Here is an 18,029-nt window from a genome sequence, read left to right as displayed (position 1 = left end):
CTGCATTCGGGCTGATAACCGGTTGTGCAACGACGCAGGAAAAACTTGTAGATCGATTGGTTATGACGGTAGAACGATGCGCTGAATCCACCCTCAAGCCGACGCCTGCCGCACATGCCCGACATCCAGTTTTCAACCCTTCCCGACGTGCAGCGCCCGTTGCTGGAGAAGTTCTACCGCGCCCATCGATCGTCCATGCGCGCCAGGGGCGAGGCGCAGGTGTGGGTGGCGCGCCAGCCGGGCATTATCGGCGCCCTGTGCCTGACGCCGGTCGCTGGCGGGCACTGGTTGACCGGGCTGTTTATCGCGCCAGCCGAGCGCGGGAGAGGTGTCGCGGCGAGCTTGATCGCGGCCGCGCTGACGTCGGTTGAAGGCAATGTCTGGTTGTTCTGTGAGCCTGAACTCGGCGGGTTCTATCAGCGACTCGGCTTCACGGGGGTTGCGGATCTGCCTCAGGAACTGGCCGCACGGCTGGCGCGTTATCGACAGACCAAATCGTTGATCTCGCTTGTTCGATGTGCCGATTGATCGGCGGATGCTGCTGGCAGGCTTAGAACCTTTCCTGCGGTGGATCAAACCAAACGTGCCATCCGAGGCCCGGCCTCGCGTGCTAGCCTCGCCGGTCATTTCTCGATCAAGCAGGATGCACATGAACCCGGCGCTTATGGTTTTCTCTCTCGCGGCACTTTCGGCGACGGGCCTGGCAGCGGCGGCAACCGCTGCACCTGAATCCACCGTCAGCCACGAGCAGTTCGCGACCGTCCTCAGCGGCGACTGGCGCGTGCCGCAAAATACGGCCCGCGATCAATACCGTCACCCCGAGCAAACCCTGACATTTTTTGACCTGCGCCCTGATCAGACGATTATCGAAATCACGCCGGGCAACGGCTGGTACAGCGAACTGCTGGCGCCGCTGCTCAGAGATAAAGGCCATTACGTGGCAGCCATCGTCGACCCCGCCACCCGCGATGACGCGAAAAAATCCGCCGACAGCCTGAAGCAGAAATACGCGGCCGACCCAGCGCACTACGGCAAGGTCGAGGTCGTGGCCTACCCGCCCCGGGTGCCGGTCTTCGGTAAGCCCGGCTCAGCCGACACGGTGCTGACCTTCCGCAACGTGCACAACTGGGTCGACGCCGGCAACGAAGCGGCGACGTTCAAAGCGTTTTACGAGGTATTGAAACCGGGCGGGACGCTGGGCGTGGTCGACCACCGGGCCAAACCCGGCACCACGGCCAGGGACAACGCACAAAACGGATACCTGCCGACGGATTACGTAATCGAACTGGCGCAGAACGCGGGCTTCACGCTGGCTGGCCAGAGCGAAATCAATGCCAACCCCAAGGACACCAAAGACTACCCCGACGGCGTCTGGACGCTGCCGCCGGCGTTGGTCAAAGGTGAGCAGGACAAGGCGAGGTTTCTGGCGATCGGCGAGTCCGACCGCATGACCATGCGGTTCATCAAGCCAGCGAAATAATATGAGCTGCCGAGAATCTCAGCCGAATGTGCTCGCCCTGATAACGCTGAACAACCTGTGGAAGCGAGGTTGTTTACGATGCCGCTGCAAAACCTGTGGGAGTGAGCTTGCTCACGAAAGCGCTCGCTCAGCCGCCGGATGTTTAGCGGATGTACCGGCCTCTTCGTGAGCGAGCTCACTCACACACAGGTACTCATCTGCCCCAGGATCTTGTTGAATCCCGAAGTCATCATTCGTCCGCGTTCGGGTCCATCCCCGGGAACAGCACTTCGATGAATCCAAAGCGGCTGAAGTCGGTAATGCGTGACGGATACAGACGGCCTATCAGGTGATCACACTCGTGCTGGACGACCCGCGCATGAAAACCGCGGGCTTCACGCTGAATGAGCTTGCCGTCCGGGTCGAAACCCTCGTAGCGGATGTGCTCGTAGCGATCGACCACGCCACGAAGGCCCGGCACCGACAGGCAGCCTTCCCAACCCTCTTCCAGGGTTTGCTCCAGCGGGGTGATCAGCGGATTGAGGAGGATGGTCTGGGGGACCGCCTCGGCATCCGGATAACGATCGCTGCTCTCGAAACCGAAGATCACCAGCTGCAGGTCAATGCCGATCTGCGGCGCGGCCAGGCCGACACCGCCGACGCTTTCCATGGTTTCGAACATGTCCTCGATGAGTGTCTTCAGCTCACGGGAGCCGAACATCGACTCGGGGACAGGTGGCGCGATGCGCAGCAAGCGCTCGTCGCCCATTTTCAGAATTTCGCGAATCATTGCGGGCCCTCTGCAACGGGCAGAGGCGCCATCAGCGGGCGCCGTCTGCCTTGAGCGTCATCAGAACTTGTCGGTCTTCAGCACCGGCGGCGTTGGCGTGTAGTCATGGTCATGGGTGTGATCGCGGCCGAGACCCGAGACGTGCTGCTTGAGGTGCACCGTATTAAAGTCGGCCGTGCCATCGCGCTCGCCTTCTTCCTTCTCACCCTTCTCCTTGCCTTCAGCGGACATGTGCTCGATCACCGCGTTCATCTCAGCGCCCAGCAATAACACCGCCGCCGAAATGTAGAAATACAGCAGCAACACGATGATCGCACCGATGCTGCCGTACATCGCGTTGTAGTCGGCGAAGGTTTTGACGTAGTAGGCGAAGCCCAGCGATGCGACGATCCACACCACGACCGCGAGCACCGAGCCCGGGGTAATGAAGCGGAAGCTCTGCTTAACATCGGGCATGACGTAATACATGATCGCCACCGCGACCATCAGCAGGATGATGATCAGCGGCCAGCGCAGAACCGTCCACAGCGTGACGATGAAATCTTCCATGCCAATCTGCGCGGCGAGCCAGTTCATGACCACCGGGCCGGTGACCATCAGCGCGGCAACCGTGAGCAACATGCCAGCGATGCCGATGGTGTAGAACACCGACAGCGGGATGCGCTTCCAGGCCGGGCGCGCTTCGACCACGTCATACGCGGCGTTCATGGCGCTCATCATCAGCCGCACGCCAGCCGAGGCGGTCCATAGCGCGATGACGATACCGATCGACAGCAAACCGCCCTTGGACTGTTGCAGCTGGTCAATGACCGGGTTGACCTGGTCAAGGGCCTGGGGCGGCAGGACCAGTTCCGATTGCAGTCGCAGCCAGCTGAAAAAGTCCGGCAGGTGCAGGAAGCCGATCAGGGCAATGAGGAAGAGCAGGAACGGGAACAGCGAAAACAGCATCTGGTAGGCCAGTGCCGAGGCGTAGGTCGACATCTCGTCATCGAGAAACTCTTTGACCGTTCTGACCAACACTGTCTTGATGCTGAGCTGGCGCAAGTCCGGGAATATCATGGCGTCTCCTTTCGCGACACAGATGTAGCCGAAGCACGATTATTGATTCAAGCGTATCTACAAGCGGTATGCATACGAGCGGGCAATGGCGTTGAAATTCCGTCAGTTACCCGAACGGGCTGGCTTTTTACAGGGTGCCCGGGGTGTTGGCTACATTTGATGTGTTTCAGGCGGTCGGTGACGCAAATGATAACGGCCATCAGAGGATGGCCGTTACGGTGTCGCAAATCAGGTCGCCTGGAGCCATTGGGCTCAGGGCGCAAGGGATTTAGACCTTGTCGACGCCTTTTTTCACAGCGTCTTTGGCTTCGCCAACAGTCTGTTGGGCTTCGCCCTTGATTTCTTGCGCTTTGCCTTCGGCACGCAGTTTGTCGTTGTCGGTCACTTTGCCGACGCCCTGCTTGACGTTGCCTACTGCTTCGTTAGCCATGCCTTTGACTTTATCGCCGGTGCTGCTCATAGGGTTCACTCCAGGGTGGAAATAGGATGTCATTAACTCGACACTAGAACTGACCGGATCGGTGAATCAGAGGTTCAATTAATTCGCGACGCCGCGTTAAGCATATCCACAGCTTCCCGGCTAAAGCCGGTCCTACGCAGTTACGCGGCGCTTTTGTAGGACCGGCTTTAGCCGGGAAGAGGCCCGTTCAGGCGCTGACATTTGATCGTTCCCACGCTCCGCGTGGGAATGCAGCCCGGGGCGCTCCGCGTCCCTGTCGAAGACCGCGAATCGCGCCGGCCAATTTTGCCTTTATGTTTCCCCGAGAACCCCGGAGAATGCGCGACCGAACCGGCGGCGCTCAGGGCGTCGGGCCAGGTTGACGAGACCGTGATCCAGGAATGTTATGAAACTCGATAAGCAGCAGGCCATTGCGCGCCGTAATGAACAGCTCGGCGGCGCCGTGCTCGGCACCAATAACACGCACTTCGCCGTGCTCGACCCCAAGCGCAATATCTGGTGGTTTGATTTGCCCATGAGCCGTCTGGCAGTGGGTCAGTACGAGTGGCTGCATCTGCTTCTGCACACGCCTAGCACGGATGAGTTGATTCACCTGAAGGTGACGACCAAGTTCCTGCGCGATCAAAAAGACGCGGTGGTGGTTCGCAATGAAGGCAAGCGCAAGTCCACCGTGAGCCTGGAGCTCTCGGCTGACAAGGATTCGTACTTGAAGGACATGCGCCCGAATGGCGCGAACCTGAGCTTCGCCAGCTTCGTGCAGAAATGATCAACCCGCGTTGATCTGACGAGTGCAGCGCCGATCACCCGGCGCTGCACTCGAGTATCACGTCAGACCAATTCGATACGGTCGGCGTGAATGACGATCTGGCCCTGCTTGTACAGTGCGCCGATCGCTTTCTTGAAGTTGCCCTTGCTGACGCCGAACAGGTTGCTGATGACCTGCGGATCGCTCTTGTCGCTGACAGGCAATACGCCGTTGTTGTCACGCAACTTGCCGAGGATCTGCGCGTTGAGGCTGCTGGCAAGCTGTTCGCCCACTGGCTGCAGGCTCAGGCTGATGTTGCCGTCGCTGCGCACTTCCTTGATGAAGCCTTTTTCCTGTTTGCCCGAACGCAGGAACTTGAACACCTCGTTCTTGTGAATCAAGCCCCAGTGCTTATTGTTGATGATCGCCTTGAAACCCATCGCGGTTTCTTCCGCCACCAGCAAGTCCACTTCCTGCCCGACTGCATAGTTGGCGGGCACCTTGTCCAGATACCGATCCAGACGCGTGGTCGCGGTGATGCGGCGCGTGTGCTTGTCGAGGTAGACATGCACCACGCAGTAATCGCCGGCCTTCAGCGGCTGCTTTTCTTCCGAGTACGGCAGCAGCAGATCTTTGGGCAGCCCCCAATCCAGAAAGATGCCGATGCTGTTGACTTCAACCACTTTGAGGCTGGCAAATTCACCCACCTGAACCTTGGGTTTTTCCGTGGTCGCGATTAACTTGTCATCGCTGTCCAGATAAATAAAGACGTTGAGCCAGTCTTCATCTTCGCTGGGAATATCTTTGGGGATATATCGATTGGGCAGCAGAATTTCGCCATCTTGTGCCCCGTCCAGAAATAAACCGAAGTTGGTGTGTTTCACCACTTGCAAACTGTTGTAGCGCCCGACTAAAGCCATGTGCAGATACCCTCGTTACGTGGGCGGCATTCTACCCGAATTCCGGCGGGCGTTACGGATCGGCCTCTGGCGTCGGCTGCCTGCTTTGAAAATCAAGGGGTTGATGAACGTCACCGCGCAGACGGTGCCGGGCTCAAGCCATTCGTCAGGTCGTTGAATCTGGCAGCAGCCATGAAGGCTGGTCGAACACCACGGAACGCCCGATTGAACATCGCAATTAAAACAGTCAGTTAGCGGCTAATGTCGAAGAATATGTCTGCACCACCGCGCGAGCAACAGCCCTCCCCTCATCGGATAATACCCAAGCAATTTCCGGCCAATTCCGATAGGATGGCCGGCCGTATTAAATTTATATAGGTCAATTGCAGCCATGCGTGTAAAAGCATCCAACTCGAAAGCCAAGCCAGCTCCTGCCGTTGAGACCAGCGATTCGATCAACGCGCAAATTGCAGCTTTCTTGAAATCCGGTGGCGAGATCCAGCAGATCGCCAAAGGTGTCAGCGGCCAGACCTTCGGCCCATCCAAGCAGATCTCCCTCGGCAAAAAGTAAATTTTCTCCCGCCTCCGCGGTCGACATCCAGGCGCTTTGATCACAAGGCGCCAGGTCCATCGCTCCTCGCTGCACAAAGCTCTGCTTTACTCTCTTGTCACATGACGCACCGAGCTGCCTGTCAATGGCGCCGCGCATGATATGGCAACAGAACGGACGATGCCCTGAACTGCTGAAGTCTCTGCGGAAACCGATATGAACAAACGGATGATCATCGGCGCCCTGCTAAGCCTCGGGCTGACCGGTTGTGCGACCCACGGATGTGACACCTCGGTGGCGGGCAGCCCATGCCGCGCCGACTATCTGCTGTACCAGAACGACATGCTCCAGGCCAAGCTGCTGATCAACGAGCGCCGCGCTGAAAACGACGAGCTCGCCAGCGCCCTGCTGGAACGGGCGGCGCGCGAAGACACGTCCGGCGAGGCGGAGTTTTATCAAGCGATCCTGCTCTTGCGTCAGAACGCCAGCCCGAAACAGGTTGATGCCAAGCTCGATGACTCCGCCGACCGCAACTACCCGCTGGCCATCGCCCTGCAGGCGCAACGGGCCGGAACGGAGGATCAGGACAAGGCCCGCGCCTATCGCGCCAGGTACGAAAAACTGGATGTCGCCACAAGCGGTTATCCTTCTTTCCCCCAGGCGTTGATCGTCGTCAACCAGCTGATTTCCACCGCGAACTGATCGCAACGTTCAGACCATCTGCATCGAATCGACCAATGGTCGCGAGATATCGCCAATCGGCGGTATCCTTGCGACGCTCTAGATCGCGGTTCTTGTCGGGCCATTCGCCGTCAGCATAGATACCTTCGACCCACTCCTCCGAAACCTGAAAGGAGTGAAGCATGCCTTATGCTCGCTGTTTCAACCGTTGGACCGGTGCGGTGTTTGCCTGCGCCGCCTTCATGCATCACGCCGCCAGCGCTCAGGTCATCGAGCGGGAACTGGGCGACTTCAGCCTCAAGCTCGGCACCACCCCCAGCCGCACCATGGCCCAGGGCCTGGTGACGCCGAGCGGTGCCGATTCCAAATTCCATGGCGGACTCGACCTGACCCACGAAAGCGGCTTCTACTTCGGGCAATGGTCACCCAGCACCGGGCTCGCGCCCGATACCTCGCTGGAAGTCGACTCCTACATGGGGTTCAAGAAGCCCTTCGACAAAACCCTCGGTTATGAGCTTGGCGTGATTCGCTACAGCTACCCGAACACCGATCAGCTCGACAGCCACGAGCTGTACGCCGGCTTCCGCATTTTCGACAGCCGTATCGGCACCGCCTTCAGCACTGACGCCGGTCGCCAGGACAGCACCCTGTTCCTAGACCTCGGCGACATGATTCCGCTGGGCTTGGACCTGCGCATGCAGTACGGCAACCACCAGCTCGACTCACCCACGATCATCGACGGCGGCGGTGTGGTCAATGCCTACAGCGACTGGTCCTTCAACGTATCGCGCCCGGTGCTGGGCATGGACATGAACCTGATGTACAGCGGTTCGAGCCTGACCGGCGCCGATTGCAGCGCCTACAGCGGGCACAACACGCAGTGCGAAAGCACCGTCACGCTGAAGGTCGTCCGCTCGTTTTTCTGATGGGTTGAACCGCTGTGACCTGACTGGCTCTATAACGGGGAGACGAACCGGCAAGGAGCTGTCATGGGCATTGTGTTGAAGACCTTTATTTCGCTGTGGCTGAGCCTGACGCTGCTGGCGGGGTGCAGTCAGATTGGTCTGACGTATCGACATCTGGACTTCATCATCCCTTGGTCGCTCAACGACTACCTGGACATGAATGCGTCGCAGAAGGACTGGCTCGATGAGCGCTTGAAAGAGCACTTGAGCTGGCACTGCACCACCCAGATTCCCGGTTACCTCGACTGGCTGGACCGTCTGCAAGGGATGGTCGAAAACAATCAGGTCAATCAAGAGCAGCTCAAAGCACGCACATCTGAAGCACGGCAAGCCATCGCTACCCTCTCCAAAGAAATCACGCCCTCGGCGGTCGAACTGCTGCGTCAGCTGGACGATCAGCAAGTGGGCGAAATGCAGGCGGCGTTCGCCAAGGACCTGCGCAAGCATGAGGATGAGTTCGTCGACCAGCCGCTGGACAAGCAGATCAGTGAACGCGCTCAACGCATGGAGAAACGTCTGACGCCGTGGATGGGCAAACTGAATGCCGCGCAGCAGGCGCGGGTGATGCAATGGTCGACCTCGCTGGGCGAGCAGAACCGGCTGTGGATCGACAACCGCGCGCACTGGCAGTCGCTGCTGCTGGCGGCCGTGAAACAGCGCAATGCCGCCGATTTCGATCAGAAGATTGCCAGCCTCCTGCAGGACCGCCAGACCTTCTGGACGCCCGAATACCGAGCAGCCTATGACCATACCGAGCAGGCAGCGATTTTTCTGATTGCGGACCTGATGGCGCAAAGTACGGGTGATCAACGGCAGAAGTTGCTGGCGAAGATCGCCGACGTGCGCAAGGACTTCACGGATTTAAGTTGCTACAAGAGCATGAAAAAAGCGTCCTAATCAGGACGCTTTCAGCATCAGGCGATTTGCGCCTTGGAGGCCACCTCATCAAAGGTCGCCTCATCCAGCGCATCGGCCTGATCGTTCAAGACCTGACGCGGATGGTCATTGCCCGGAATGCTGCTGTCGATCATCGCCAGCAGGCTTGCGCCTCGTGGGGTAAGGCTGGCGCCTTCGCCATTCCCGCCTGCACCGCTGGTGTGGGCGGCAATGAATCCACGTTCGAGCAACAGCGCTCTCAATTCTGCGGCATGCGTTTCTGATGCATCCTCGATTGCGACGCTGTTTTGTACGTGGTGCAGCAGACGCTCGATCAGGTCCCAGTCGTATCGTTTAGACATGTTTCAACCTCCAGTGGGCCAACAGGGCAATACCCGTGACGTCCGGTCATCGGGCTTGGTGCTCAGTGGTTGTGACCCAGCAAAGGGCCAGCCGTTCAGCGGGCTGGCCGGGAGGCAGAAGGGGGTTATTCAGCGACTGGTGGACGCGTGACGCGCTTTTTCAGCGGCGCCATCCCGTCCTGGCTGACCAAAGGCTCGGCCTTCGGACGATTTACCGACTTGCGTCTGGTCGGGCCCTTGGCGACGGCTTTCTTTTTGTCGCCCTTCTTGTCACCTTTGCCATCGGTTTTTTTCTTCTTGACGCCGACAGCCTTGCCCGATGCCTTGACCTTCTTCGGCCCGGTGTAGGTGCCTTTGACTTCCTTGATCGTGCGGCGCTCGAACTTCTGCTTCAGGTAGCGCTCGATGCTGGACATCAGGTTCCAGTCACCGTGGGTGATCAGCGAGATCGCCAGCCCTTCGCCGCCGGCACGGCCAGTGCGGCCAATGCGGTGAACGTAGTCGTCGCCGGTGCGCGGCATGTCGAAGTTGATGACCATGTCCAGGCCGTCGACGTCCAGCCCACGGGCCGCGACATCGGTCGCCACCAGGATCTTCACGCCGCCCTGCTTCAGACGATCGATCGCCAGCTTGCGATCCTTCTGGTCTTTGTCGCCGTGCAGCACGAACGCCTTGTACTCGAGCGCCACGAGACGACCGTAAATGCGGTCGGCCATGGCGCGCGTGTTGGTGAAGATGATGGCTTTCTGGTAGGTCTCATTGGCCAGCAGCCAGTTGAGGACCTGCTCTTTGTGTACGTTGTGGTCGGCGGTGATGATCTGCTGACGAGTGCCCGGAGCCAGTTCGCTGACACTGTTGACCTGCAGATGCTGCGGGTCTTTCAGGACTTTGCCGATCATCTCGCGCAGGCCCGAACCACCGGTGGTGGCCGAGAACAGCATGGTCTGCTCACGATTGGCACACTCGCCGGCCAGACGCTCGACGTCTTCGGCAAAGCCCATGTCGAGCATGCGGTCGGCTTCGTCGAGAACCAGCAACTCAACCTGCTTGAGGTCGAGGTTGCCGGCGTTGAGTTGCTCCAGCAGGCGGCCCGGCGTGCCGATCAGGATGTCCGGGACCTTGCGCAGCATCGCGGCCTGGACCTTGAAGTCTTCGCCGCCGGTGATCAGGCCGGCCTTGATGAACGTGAACTGGGAGAAACGCTCCACTTCCTTGAGCGTCTGCTGGGCCAGCTCGCGGGTCGGCAGCAGGATCACGGCGCGGATGTCGACGCGAACCTTGGCCGGGCCCATCAGGCGATTGAGCATCGGTAATACGAACGCGGCAGTCTTGCCGCTGCCGGTCTGCGCCGTCACCCGTAGATCGTGTCCTTCCAGCGCCAGCGGAATGGCCGCTGTTTGCACAGGCGTAGGCTCGACGAAATTGAGTTCGGCCACGGCTTTTAGCAGGCGTTCGTGCAGGGCGAATTGGGAGAACACGGGTGTTACCTCGGCGTAATACAAAAAAACAGTCGCATAGGGTACCGGTTTAAGCCGGATTCGCCGAGTCTCTTTAGCTCAAAGGGCCTATTTTGTTACCGGATTTGGCCTACCCTGCCCTCGCTTCCCTATCAATGCTCTAATCGCGCCCCCCATTTCTGATCAGGAGATCCAGCGCCCATGGACACCCACTCGCTTTGGCTACGCGCCCAGGAAATCTGGACGCTGCTGGAAAACCAGCCAATGCTGCGCACGATCACCGGATTGCTGTTACTGCTCGTCGCTGCTTTCGCCCTCGGGCGGCTGGCGCGGTGGGTGATCCTCTACGCCATGAAAGCCCTGAGTCGCCAGCCATCGCTGTTCTGGCTCAATGACTTCCTGCATAACAAAGTCTTCCATCGACTGGCCCAGGTCACGCCCTCGGTGGTCATTCAATTCGGGCTCAACCTGGTCCCGAACCTCAGCAATCCCGCCAATCATGTGCTCGGCAATATCGCGCTGGCGTTCACCATCCTCTTCCTCATGCTCACCGTCGGCGCGCTGCTCAACGCGTTGCTGGACATCTACGCGCGCACCGAACACGCCCGCACCCGCTCAATCAAGGGCTACGTGCAGCTGACGAAAATGATCCTGTACGTGTTCGCCGGGATCATCATCGTCGCCACGTTGATCGACCGATCGCCGTTGTTGCTGCTTTCCGGACTTGGCGCGATGTCGGCGGTGATTCTGCTGGTCTATAAAGACACCCTGCTGTCCTTCGTTGCCAGCGTGCAGCTGACCAGCAACGACATGCTGCGCGTCGGCGACTGGATCGAAATGCCACAGGTCGGCGCCGACGGCGACGTGGTGGACATCACCCTGCACACTGTCAAAGTGCAGAATTTCGACAAGACCATTGTCTCGATCCCCACCTGGCGCCTGATGTCCGAGTCGTTCAAGAACTGGCGCGGCATGCAGCAGTCCGGCGGGCGCAGGATCAAGCGCAGCCTGTTCATCGACGCCAGCGGCGTGCGGTTCGTCTCCGATGAAGAAGAACAGAAGCTGACACAGGTTCGCTTGCTGACGGATTACATGGGCCGCAAGAAATCCGAGCTCAGGGCGTGGAACGAGGCGCAAGGCAACGTCGCCGAAATGTCAGCCAATCGCCGCCGCATCACCAACATCGGCACGTTTCGCGCCTACGCGCTGGCGTATTTGAAAAGCCACGCCGACATCCACCCGGACATGACCTGCATGGTCCGCCAGATGGAAACCACGGCGCAGGGTGTGCCGCTGGAAATCTACTGCTTCACCCGCACCACCAGTTGGGGCGACTACGAGCGGATTCAGGGGGATATTTTCGATTATCTGCTGGCGGTGCTGCCGGAGTTTGGGCTGGGGGTTTATCAGCAGCCGAGTGGCGCGGATTTGCGGATGGGGTTGGCGAAGATGTCGTCGAATGAGAGTGTGCAGCAACCGGGCAGCATTTGACGCACAAGTGCAGCTATGGCGCATTGTTTTCAGTGCTGACCCCGAATCGAACGGAAAACTCTTTCGCTCCCTTGGGTGTCAACGCGAGCGTCCTGCTGTCAAGGTCCTGGATAACCCATTTGCGGCTGGTCACAATGTGCAGAAAGGCAGCACCCAGTGCTCCAGCGAGATGCGGGCGGCGCATGCTCCAATCCAGGCATGAGCAGGCGAAGCGACGTCGTTGTGCCCTGATGCTCTCCACGTCAAGCCCTAAGTCGACCATCGCTTTTTCGCCGCTGACAGTAAGTTGATAATTACCGTCGTCAGCAGCTGACATGGTCAGCCAGCCTGACTCGAGGAAACGATCGTGCAGTTTTACGGCCAATGAGCCCGCCATGTGGTCATAACAGGTGCGTGCGATTTGCAGTCGACCCGGGGTATTCGGGACAAACCTGGTGTACGGCTTATGACTGATCACCATGAGGGCCTCTATCGCTCTGGCCACGTCTGCGTCCGCCAGACTGTAATATCGATGCCTGCCCTGCGTGTGCAGCTTCAGCAGCCCGTCCTCTTTGAGCCTTGCCAAATGCGCGCTTGCAGTAGAGGCACTTACGTCGCCGATGACAGCCATTTCTGTGCTGGTACGTGCATGCCCATCCATCAACGAACAGAGCATCTTCGTCCTTGCTGGTTCGGCGATTGCGCCGGCGATCCTTGAAATGGCGGTGTCATTGCCTGGGGAGTCCATATTTCGTTCCTGAACGAATCGTTAACGTGCGCAGTGCCAGATATTAGCCGTTCTTTGTGAACAGGACTTTCAGAAATGACGCCGTTTGAAGCAGCCAGCCATACCGACCCTTATATTTATTACGCAGGTTTAAGGCAACGAAAGGGGCTGTTGTTCGATGCAGATCTACGCCTGTGGATCGCCAGTGATGCCAGTGCCGTAGAGGCCATTCTGGAACATTCGGACTGTCGAGTCCGTCCTCTTGATGAGCCGGTTCCTCTCGCAATTGCACAGGGCGCCGCGGGTCGTGTTTTCGGTCGTCTCATGCGCATGAACGAGGGAGCTGAACACCAGTGTCCAAGAATGGCCATCGCGCCCACTTTGGCTTCTGTGCATGACGAAAACATCGCAGAAATTGTGTCGCAGGTGTTCGAGTCCCTCAATGCCCCGGTCGACGCCCTCAATGAGTTGATGTGGACGTTGCCCGTATCCGTCATGGCAACCTTGATGGGCATACCTTTCACCCAGTTACGTGAAGTTGTGACCCTGACCCAGAATTTTGTGGGCTGCCTTTCCCCCTTAAGCGACAAGACCAAGCTGGATGAGGCCGATGCCGGAGCGACTCGGTTGAGTCAACTGTTCGCAGAGTTGCTGCTTTGCGAGGATGAAAGAAGTCGCTTCATGAGCCACGTGTTGAGGGAATGTGACGTGACGGGCTGGAGAGACAGAGACGCATTGATCGCTAATCTGATCGGCCTGTTGTCACAGACCTGCGAAGCCACCGCAGGCTTGATCGGCAACACCCTCATAGCGATTCATCGTAACCCCGACCTGTTTGCCCCCCCTCAACAACCGCCGCGTGTTGCAGAGTGGGTAGCCGAGGCGGCGCGCCACGACTCCCCCATACAAAACACCCGGCGGTTCGTCGCCGAGCAGTGTGTAATCGAAGGCAGCGTCCTGAAGGCCGGGGATACGGTTCTTTTGTTGCTGGCTTCGGCGAACAGGGATCCTTGCGCAAACCCGGATCCTGACAACTTTTTGCTCACACGGTCACACCGTCGAATATTCAGCTTTGGCTCAGGCAGACATGAATGCCCAGGTCAGCAACTCGCTTTGCGTATTGCCTCTGAAGCGGTTTCAGAGCTATTGCGTAGACAGCCCACCACCGCTGTCCGCGCTCATCAATGGCGCTACTTGCCCTCGCTTAATGCTCGAATTCCTCATTTCCATCGCAGCCGGGATACTCAACAATGATCGCCGTTATTTTTGAAGCGTGGCCAAATGAGGAGCAATACCAGCGGTATCTTGATCTTGCGGCTGAACTGAAGCCATTGCTGGAAGGTTTGGATGGGTTCATTTCAGTGCAGCGTTATCAGAGCCTGAGTGAGCCAGGAAAAGTTCTGTCGCTGTCATTTTGGCGTGATGAGGAAGCCATTGAACGGTGGCGCGGCCTTGAGTTGCATCGTGCCGCGCAACTTACGGGGCGTAGGCAAGTATTCTATGATTACCACCTGCGCATTGCTGACGTGATGCGAGATTACAGTCTGGAGAATCGTGCTCAAGCGCCCGCCGATAGCAGACGCGTTCATGAATAAAAGAAAATGAAAGAGCAAAAAGCCCGGCATATGCCGGGCTTTTATGTTTCGGGTATTCAAACACCCAAAGAATTAACGATCACGCTGGTAGCTGGAACCGAACTCTTTGCGGTTTTCAGCAACGGTCACGGTGCCGGAAGTCTTAGTGGCGAAAGGCTTGACCGCCTCTTTGCTGGCGACTTTGCTGTCCAGAACGGTAGCGCTGGAAGCGTTGACGATAGCGCGTTGGTTAATGTGCTGTGGGCTGGCGAATGCAGAACCCGTAGCCAGGATGGACAAGGCGAAACTGAAGGCGATGGACTTTTTCATGATGTAGATCTCCGCGTAGTTGATGGTAAGTGGTTTAAGTCGTTTCGTTGGGGCCAATCTATTCGGTTGATCCCAACATGAAAAACCACCCATGAAGATATCTAACATCACCCTCGCTGATGTCGGTAACGCGGGCGTCTAACCCGGCTGTTTCAGAGAACAGCCCGGCGTTGAACAACACCGCGGCGACTGATCCACACCGATGAAACAATCACCAGCCCGCCTAAAAACAGCTTGCCCAAGTCCTCATTCTGCCCCCAGATCAATAGATTGATCAGCAGCCCCACCGGCACATGCAGGTTATTCATCACCGCCAGTGTGGCGCCGTTGACCAGGCACGCACCTTTGTTCCACCAGTACATGCCGAGCGCGGTGGAACACAGGCCGAGGAACAGCAGCACCACCCACTGTTGAGGCGCATCCGGCAGATGCTGCGGATTGCTGAACAGCAGAAACGCCGGCAACGCCACAGCCAGGGCGCCGAGGTAGAAATAACCGAAGCGGCGGTAGTGCGGCAGATCGCTGGGGTGGCGGGCGACCAGGTGTTTGTAGAGCACCTGGCCCGCCGCGTAAGTGAAGTTTGCTACCTGCAGCAACAGGAAGCCGCCGAGGAAATTCGGATCGACCCGGTCGTAACGGATGATCACCGCGCCGAGCACCGCGACCAACGCCGCCAGCAGGCCCCACGGATTGAAGCGCCGATTGAGGGCGTCCTCGATCAGCGTGACGTGGAGCGGCGTCAGGATGGTAAACAGCAGCACTTCGGGAACCGTCAGCACGCGAAAGCTCAGGTATAGGCAGACGTAGGTGACGCCGAACTGAAGCGCGCCGATCAACAGCATGCCGCGCATGAATGACGGCTCGACTCGACGCCAGCGCGTCAGCGGGATGAACACTAATCCGGCCAGGACAACCCGCAGCATAACAGCGAAGTAGCTGTCGACGTGCCCGGCCAGATAAACGCCGATCAGGCTGAAGGAAAACGCCTGAATCAGCGTCACGAAAAGTAGATAGCCCATGGTTGCCCCTTTTTTGAAGGCGGCGACCTTAGCGGGTTGGCCACGGCGTGTCTATTGAACAGGTCGGCTGGGCCACCGTTTGCGGCGATGCCTAACCCTAAAAGAAAAAACCCGATCAACCCGGCGCAGTCCTGCGGGTCGATCGGGCAATGCACTCAGGAGCGAACGAGTGCCAATGGAGTGTCGATGAACGCGAGCATCATCGGGCGGCGGGATTAACGGGCGATTAAGAGGCGCGTTGGATGTCACTCCAGCACGTGAGCGCTCATCACCCTGCCCTGTCAGCGGCCGGCGTCTCGATCAAAGAAGCCGACTATCGACCCGAACCCATCTAAGAATTTGTTTTATCGCCGAAGCCGAAGTACGCTCGGTCGACGCTGAGACGTGGGTTACAGAGGCTCGCAGCTCAGGGAGATGCGCAGCTTGACGATGTCGCGGGTGAACTTGGCGGTCACTTCGGTGCTGCTCTTCGGCGCGACCTGGACCCGGCGCGTGCGTGGGGCTTCCGGCCCGTTGCGGAAGACCACGCTGCACTTGGCGGGGACGTCGCCAAAGTTATTCAGGGTGATATTGCCGATGTCGTAGGCGACGTCATGACTGTTGTAGTCGACCTGCACGCCCTTGATGTCTTTCTCGACGTCGATCGGGTAGGCGAACGCGCTCAGCGGCAGCATCGCCAGCAGCACACAACAGATTCTTTTCATGGGGCAGTCTCCATTCAGGGACCGCCAGCTTAGGACAACAGGAGCGAGAGATGAAAGCGCCCCGCGTGACCCTTGATCAATGGCGCACGCTGCAAGCCGTTGTCGACCATGGCGGCTTTGCTCAGGCCGCCGAAGCGCTGCACCGCTCGCAGTCGTCGGTGAGCTACACCGTCGCCAGAATGCAGGACCAGCTCGGCGTTCCGCTGTTGCGCATCGACGGCCGCAAAGCCGTGCTGACCGAGGCCGGTGAGGTATTGCTGCGGCGCTCGCGGCAGTTGGTGAAGAACGCCAGCCAGCTGGAAGACCTGGCCCACCACATGGAACAGGGCTGGGAGGCCGAGGTGCGTGTGGTGGTAGACGCCGCCTACCCGAACGCCCGACTGGTGCGGGCGCTGACAGCCTTCATGCCGCAGAGCCGCGGATGTCGGGTGCGGCTGCGTGAGGAAGTGCTGTCGGGAGTGGAGGAAGTGTTGCTGGAAGGTGTCGCCGATCTCGCCATCAGCGGGTTCAGTATTCCGGGGTATCTGGGCAATGAGATGAGCAAGGTGGAGTTCGTCGCCGTCGCCCATCCCGGGCACCCGTTGCATCAGTTGCAACGTGAGCTGAATTTCCAGGACCTCGAAAGCCAGCTGCAGGTAGTGATTCGTGACTCCGGGCGCAATCAACCGCGGGACGTCGGCTGGCTCGGCGCCGAACAGCGCTGGACGGTCGGAAGCCTGGCCACTGCGGCTGCGTTCGTCAGCAGCGGGTTGGGCTTTGCCTGGCTGCCACGGCATATCATTGAGCGGGAGATTCAGGAAGGGGTGCTGAAGATTCTGCCGCTGGATAAAGGCGGCAGTCGGCATCCGACGTTTTATCTGTATTCCAGCAAGGACAAACCGCTCGGGCCTGCGACGCAGATCCTGATTGAGCTGATTCAGAGTTTTGATACCGCGCCGCTGGACGCGCCCTTCCCGGGGCCGCAGCAGATGCTTTGAATAGGGCTCTATCCGGGGACAGATTAATTTACGGTGAAGCGCTGTAAATAAATCAGTCCCCTCAGTCCATGGGGAATGCATCGGGGGTCACACCGCAAATTTGAGGGTGTTCACACTGGCCTCTTCCCGGCTGAAGCCGGTCCTACGAATGCACCGCATTACCCTGTGGGACCGGCTTTAGCCGGGAAAGCGTCAGAGATTACACCGCAGGATTGGGGGTGATTAAACCGGCCCCTTCCCGGCTAAAGCCGGTCCCACTAAAACAGGGCGCGCCACACGCCCACTGTCCAAATCCCGGCAAACGTGCTTCCCTTACGTCCTGTTTTTTCGCAGTCGACATCAATTTCAGGACTCTGCCCATGCTGAAGAAAATCGCCCTCTCCGCCGCTGCCGTGTTGTTCGCCGGCAATTTGATGGCCGCTCCGGCGCCTCATGTTGTGCTGACCACCAGCTTCGGCGATGTGGAAATCGAGCTGAACCAGGACAAGGCGCCCGTCAGCACCCAGAACTTCCTCAAGTACGTCGACAGCAGCTTCTACAACAACACCATTTTCCACCGTGTGATCCCGGGCTTCATGGCTCAGGGCGGCGGGTTCACGGCGCAGATGCAACAGAAGCCGACCAACGACCCGATCAAGAACGAAGCCGATAACGGCCTGCACAACGTGCGCGGCACCGTCGCCATGGCGCGGACCTCGGACGTGAATTCGGCCACCAGCCAGTTCTTCATCAACGTGAAGGACAACGCGATGCTCGACCACGGCGCCCGTGACTATGGCTACGCGGTGTTCGGCAAAGTCGTCAAGGGCATGGACGTCGTTGACCAGATCGTCAATGCGCAAGCCGGCAACAAGGGCGGCATGCAGAACGTGCCCCTTGACCCGATCCTGATCAAGACGGCCAAGCGCGTGAACTAAGCCTGTCG

General features: G+C 58.8%; 22 protein-coding genes. 12 read left to right on the top strand and 10 right to left on the bottom strand.

Features of this window, described 5'->3' with window-relative positions:
- The first annotated feature begins 114 nt into the window (after nt 1-114).
- Nucleotides 115-528, top strand: a complete 414-nt coding sequence (locus BBI10_RS24970; protein WP_065992708.1) for a GNAT family N-acetyltransferase — start codon at nt 115-117, stop codon at nt 526-528.
- A 121-nt stretch (nt 529-649) separates the two neighbouring features.
- The gene (locus tag BBI10_RS24965) at nt 650-1,480 is read left to right on the top strand and encodes a class I SAM-dependent methyltransferase (RefSeq protein ID WP_065992706.1); all 831 of its coding nucleotides are present in this window, start codon (nt 650-652) and stop codon (nt 1,478-1,480) included.
- A 229-nt stretch (nt 1,481-1,709) separates the two neighbouring features.
- Here BBI10_RS24965 and def read toward each other — a convergent pair whose 3' ends face one another.
- The 3 genes from def to BBI10_RS24950 all read right to left on the bottom strand — a co-directional run bounded on the left by def (nt 1,710) and on the right by BBI10_RS24950 (nt 3,768).
- Nucleotides 1,710-2,249: a peptide deformylase gene (gene def, locus BBI10_RS24960; RefSeq protein WP_065992704.1), complete on the bottom strand. Its 540-nt coding sequence runs from the start codon at nt 2,247-2,249 to the stop codon at nt 1,710-1,712.
- A gap of 60 nt (nt 2,250-2,309) precedes the next feature.
- Complete coding sequence (locus BBI10_RS24955; RefSeq protein WP_065992702.1) at nt 2,310-3,308, bottom strand: YihY/virulence factor BrkB family protein; 999 nt, start codon at nt 3,306-3,308, stop codon at nt 2,310-2,312.
- Between the two features lie 268 nt (nt 3,309-3,576).
- The gene (locus BBI10_RS24950; protein WP_065992700.1) at nt 3,577-3,768 is read right to left on the bottom strand and encodes a CsbD family protein; all 192 of its coding nucleotides are present in this window, start codon (nt 3,766-3,768) and stop codon (nt 3,577-3,579) included.
- Nucleotides 3,769-4,153: 385 nt separating this feature from the next.
- Between BBI10_RS24950 and BBI10_RS24945 the strand changes: the two genes are divergently transcribed.
- Nucleotides 4,154-4,534 carry a hypothetical protein gene (locus BBI10_RS24945; protein WP_065992698.1) on the top strand — a complete coding sequence of 127 codons (381 nt, stop codon included), beginning with the start codon at nt 4,154-4,156 and terminating at the stop codon, nt 4,532-4,534.
- A 62-nt stretch (nt 4,535-4,596) separates the two neighbouring features.
- Here the strand turns inward: BBI10_RS24945 and BBI10_RS24940 are convergent, their stop codons facing one another.
- On the bottom strand, nt 4,597-5,433 hold the full coding sequence (locus BBI10_RS24940) for a CvfB family protein (protein WP_065992696.1): 837 nt from the start codon (nt 5,431-5,433) through the stop codon (nt 4,597-4,599).
- 370 nt (nt 5,434-5,803) lie between these two features.
- On the opposite strand from BBI10_RS24940, the gene BBI10_RS24935 reads away from it, so the two are divergent.
- The 4 genes from BBI10_RS24935 (at nt 5,804) to BBI10_RS24920 (ending at nt 8,505) form a co-directional block, all read left to right on the top strand.
- Complete coding sequence (locus BBI10_RS24935) at nt 5,804-5,983, top strand: hypothetical protein (RefSeq protein ID WP_037012170.1); 180 nt, start codon at nt 5,804-5,806, stop codon at nt 5,981-5,983.
- Nucleotides 5,984-6,178: 195 nt separating this feature from the next.
- Nucleotides 6,179-6,664 (top strand): hypothetical protein, encoded by a 486-nt coding sequence (locus BBI10_RS24930; protein ID WP_065992694.1) that lies wholly within the window; start codon nt 6,179-6,181, stop codon nt 6,662-6,664.
- Between the two features lie 161 nt (nt 6,665-6,825).
- The gene (locus tag BBI10_RS24925; protein ID WP_083233260.1) at nt 6,826-7,569 is read left to right on the top strand and encodes a TorF family putative porin; all 744 of its coding nucleotides are present in this window, start codon (nt 6,826-6,828) and stop codon (nt 7,567-7,569) included.
- Between the two features lie 63 nt (nt 7,570-7,632).
- Nucleotides 7,633-8,505, top strand: coding sequence for a DUF6279 family lipoprotein (locus BBI10_RS24920; protein WP_065992692.1), 873 nt, complete (start codon nt 7,633-7,635; stop codon nt 8,503-8,505).
- 17 nt (nt 8,506-8,522) lie between these two features.
- Here the strand turns inward: BBI10_RS24920 and BBI10_RS24915 are convergent, their stop codons facing one another.
- Nucleotides 8,523-8,846, bottom strand: coding sequence for a hypothetical protein (locus BBI10_RS24915; protein WP_065992690.1), 324 nt, complete (start codon nt 8,844-8,846; stop codon nt 8,523-8,525).
- Nucleotides 8,847-8,971: 125 nt separating this feature from the next.
- Nucleotides 8,972-10,324: a DEAD/DEAH box helicase gene (locus BBI10_RS24910; RefSeq protein WP_065992688.1), complete on the bottom strand. Its 1,353-nt coding sequence runs from the start codon at nt 10,322-10,324 to the stop codon at nt 8,972-8,974.
- A gap of 180 nt (nt 10,325-10,504) precedes the next feature.
- Between BBI10_RS24910 and BBI10_RS24905 the strand changes: the two genes are divergently transcribed.
- Entirely contained in the window at nt 10,505-11,794 is a 1,290-nt protein-coding gene (locus BBI10_RS24905) for a mechanosensitive ion channel family protein (protein WP_065992686.1), read from the top strand.
- A 13-nt stretch (nt 11,795-11,807) separates the two neighbouring features.
- Here BBI10_RS24905 and BBI10_RS24900 read toward each other — a convergent pair whose 3' ends face one another.
- Nucleotides 11,808-12,521, bottom strand: a complete 714-nt coding sequence (locus BBI10_RS24900) for an ArsR/SmtB family transcription factor (RefSeq protein ID WP_065992684.1) — start codon at nt 12,519-12,521, stop codon at nt 11,808-11,810.
- A gap of 75 nt (nt 12,522-12,596) precedes the next feature.
- On the opposite strand from BBI10_RS24900, the gene BBI10_RS24895 reads away from it, so the two are divergent.
- A complete protein-coding gene (locus BBI10_RS24895; RefSeq protein ID WP_065992682.1) occupies nt 12,597-13,754 on the top strand; it encodes a cytochrome P450 in 1,158 nt (385 codons plus the stop codon).
- Nucleotides 13,751-14,095, top strand: a complete 345-nt coding sequence (locus tag BBI10_RS24890; protein WP_065992680.1) for an antibiotic biosynthesis monooxygenase family protein — start codon at nt 13,751-13,753, stop codon at nt 14,093-14,095. Before BBI10_RS24895 ends, BBI10_RS24890 begins: the two co-directional genes overlap by 4 nt.
- A gap of 72 nt (nt 14,096-14,167) precedes the next feature.
- Here the strand turns inward: BBI10_RS24890 and BBI10_RS24885 are convergent, their stop codons facing one another.
- From BBI10_RS24885 to BBI10_RS24875, 3 genes are all read right to left on the bottom strand, one after another.
- A complete protein-coding gene (locus BBI10_RS24885; protein WP_065992678.1) occupies nt 14,168-14,404 on the bottom strand; it encodes a hypothetical protein in 237 nt (78 codons plus the stop codon).
- A gap of 152 nt (nt 14,405-14,556) precedes the next feature.
- Nucleotides 14,557-15,423: a carboxylate/amino acid/amine transporter gene (locus BBI10_RS24880; protein ID WP_065992676.1), complete on the bottom strand. Its 867-nt coding sequence runs from the start codon at nt 15,421-15,423 to the stop codon at nt 14,557-14,559.
- Between the two features lie 389 nt (nt 15,424-15,812).
- Nucleotides 15,813-16,127 (bottom strand): 3-phosphoglycerate kinase, encoded by a 315-nt coding sequence (locus BBI10_RS24875; protein WP_065992674.1) that lies wholly within the window; start codon nt 16,125-16,127, stop codon nt 15,813-15,815.
- A 50-nt stretch (nt 16,128-16,177) separates the two neighbouring features.
- On the opposite strand from BBI10_RS24875, the gene BBI10_RS24870 reads away from it, so the two are divergent.
- Nucleotides 16,178-17,104: a LysR family transcriptional regulator gene (locus tag BBI10_RS24870; RefSeq protein ID WP_065992672.1), complete on the top strand. Its 927-nt coding sequence runs from the start codon at nt 16,178-16,180 to the stop codon at nt 17,102-17,104.
- 359 nt (nt 17,105-17,463) lie between these two features.
- Nucleotides 17,464-18,021 (top strand): peptidylprolyl isomerase, encoded by a 558-nt coding sequence (locus tag BBI10_RS24865; RefSeq protein WP_065992670.1) that lies wholly within the window; start codon nt 17,464-17,466, stop codon nt 18,019-18,021.
- The last annotated feature ends 8 nt before the right edge of the window (nt 18,022-18,029 follow it).

It is taken from the genome of Pseudomonas graminis (genome assembly GCF_001705435.1).
Lineage (GTDB): Bacteria > Pseudomonadota > Gammaproteobacteria > Pseudomonadales > Pseudomonadaceae > Aquipseudomonas > Aquipseudomonas graminis_B.
This window is presented reverse-complemented; position numbering and strand designations above follow the sequence as displayed.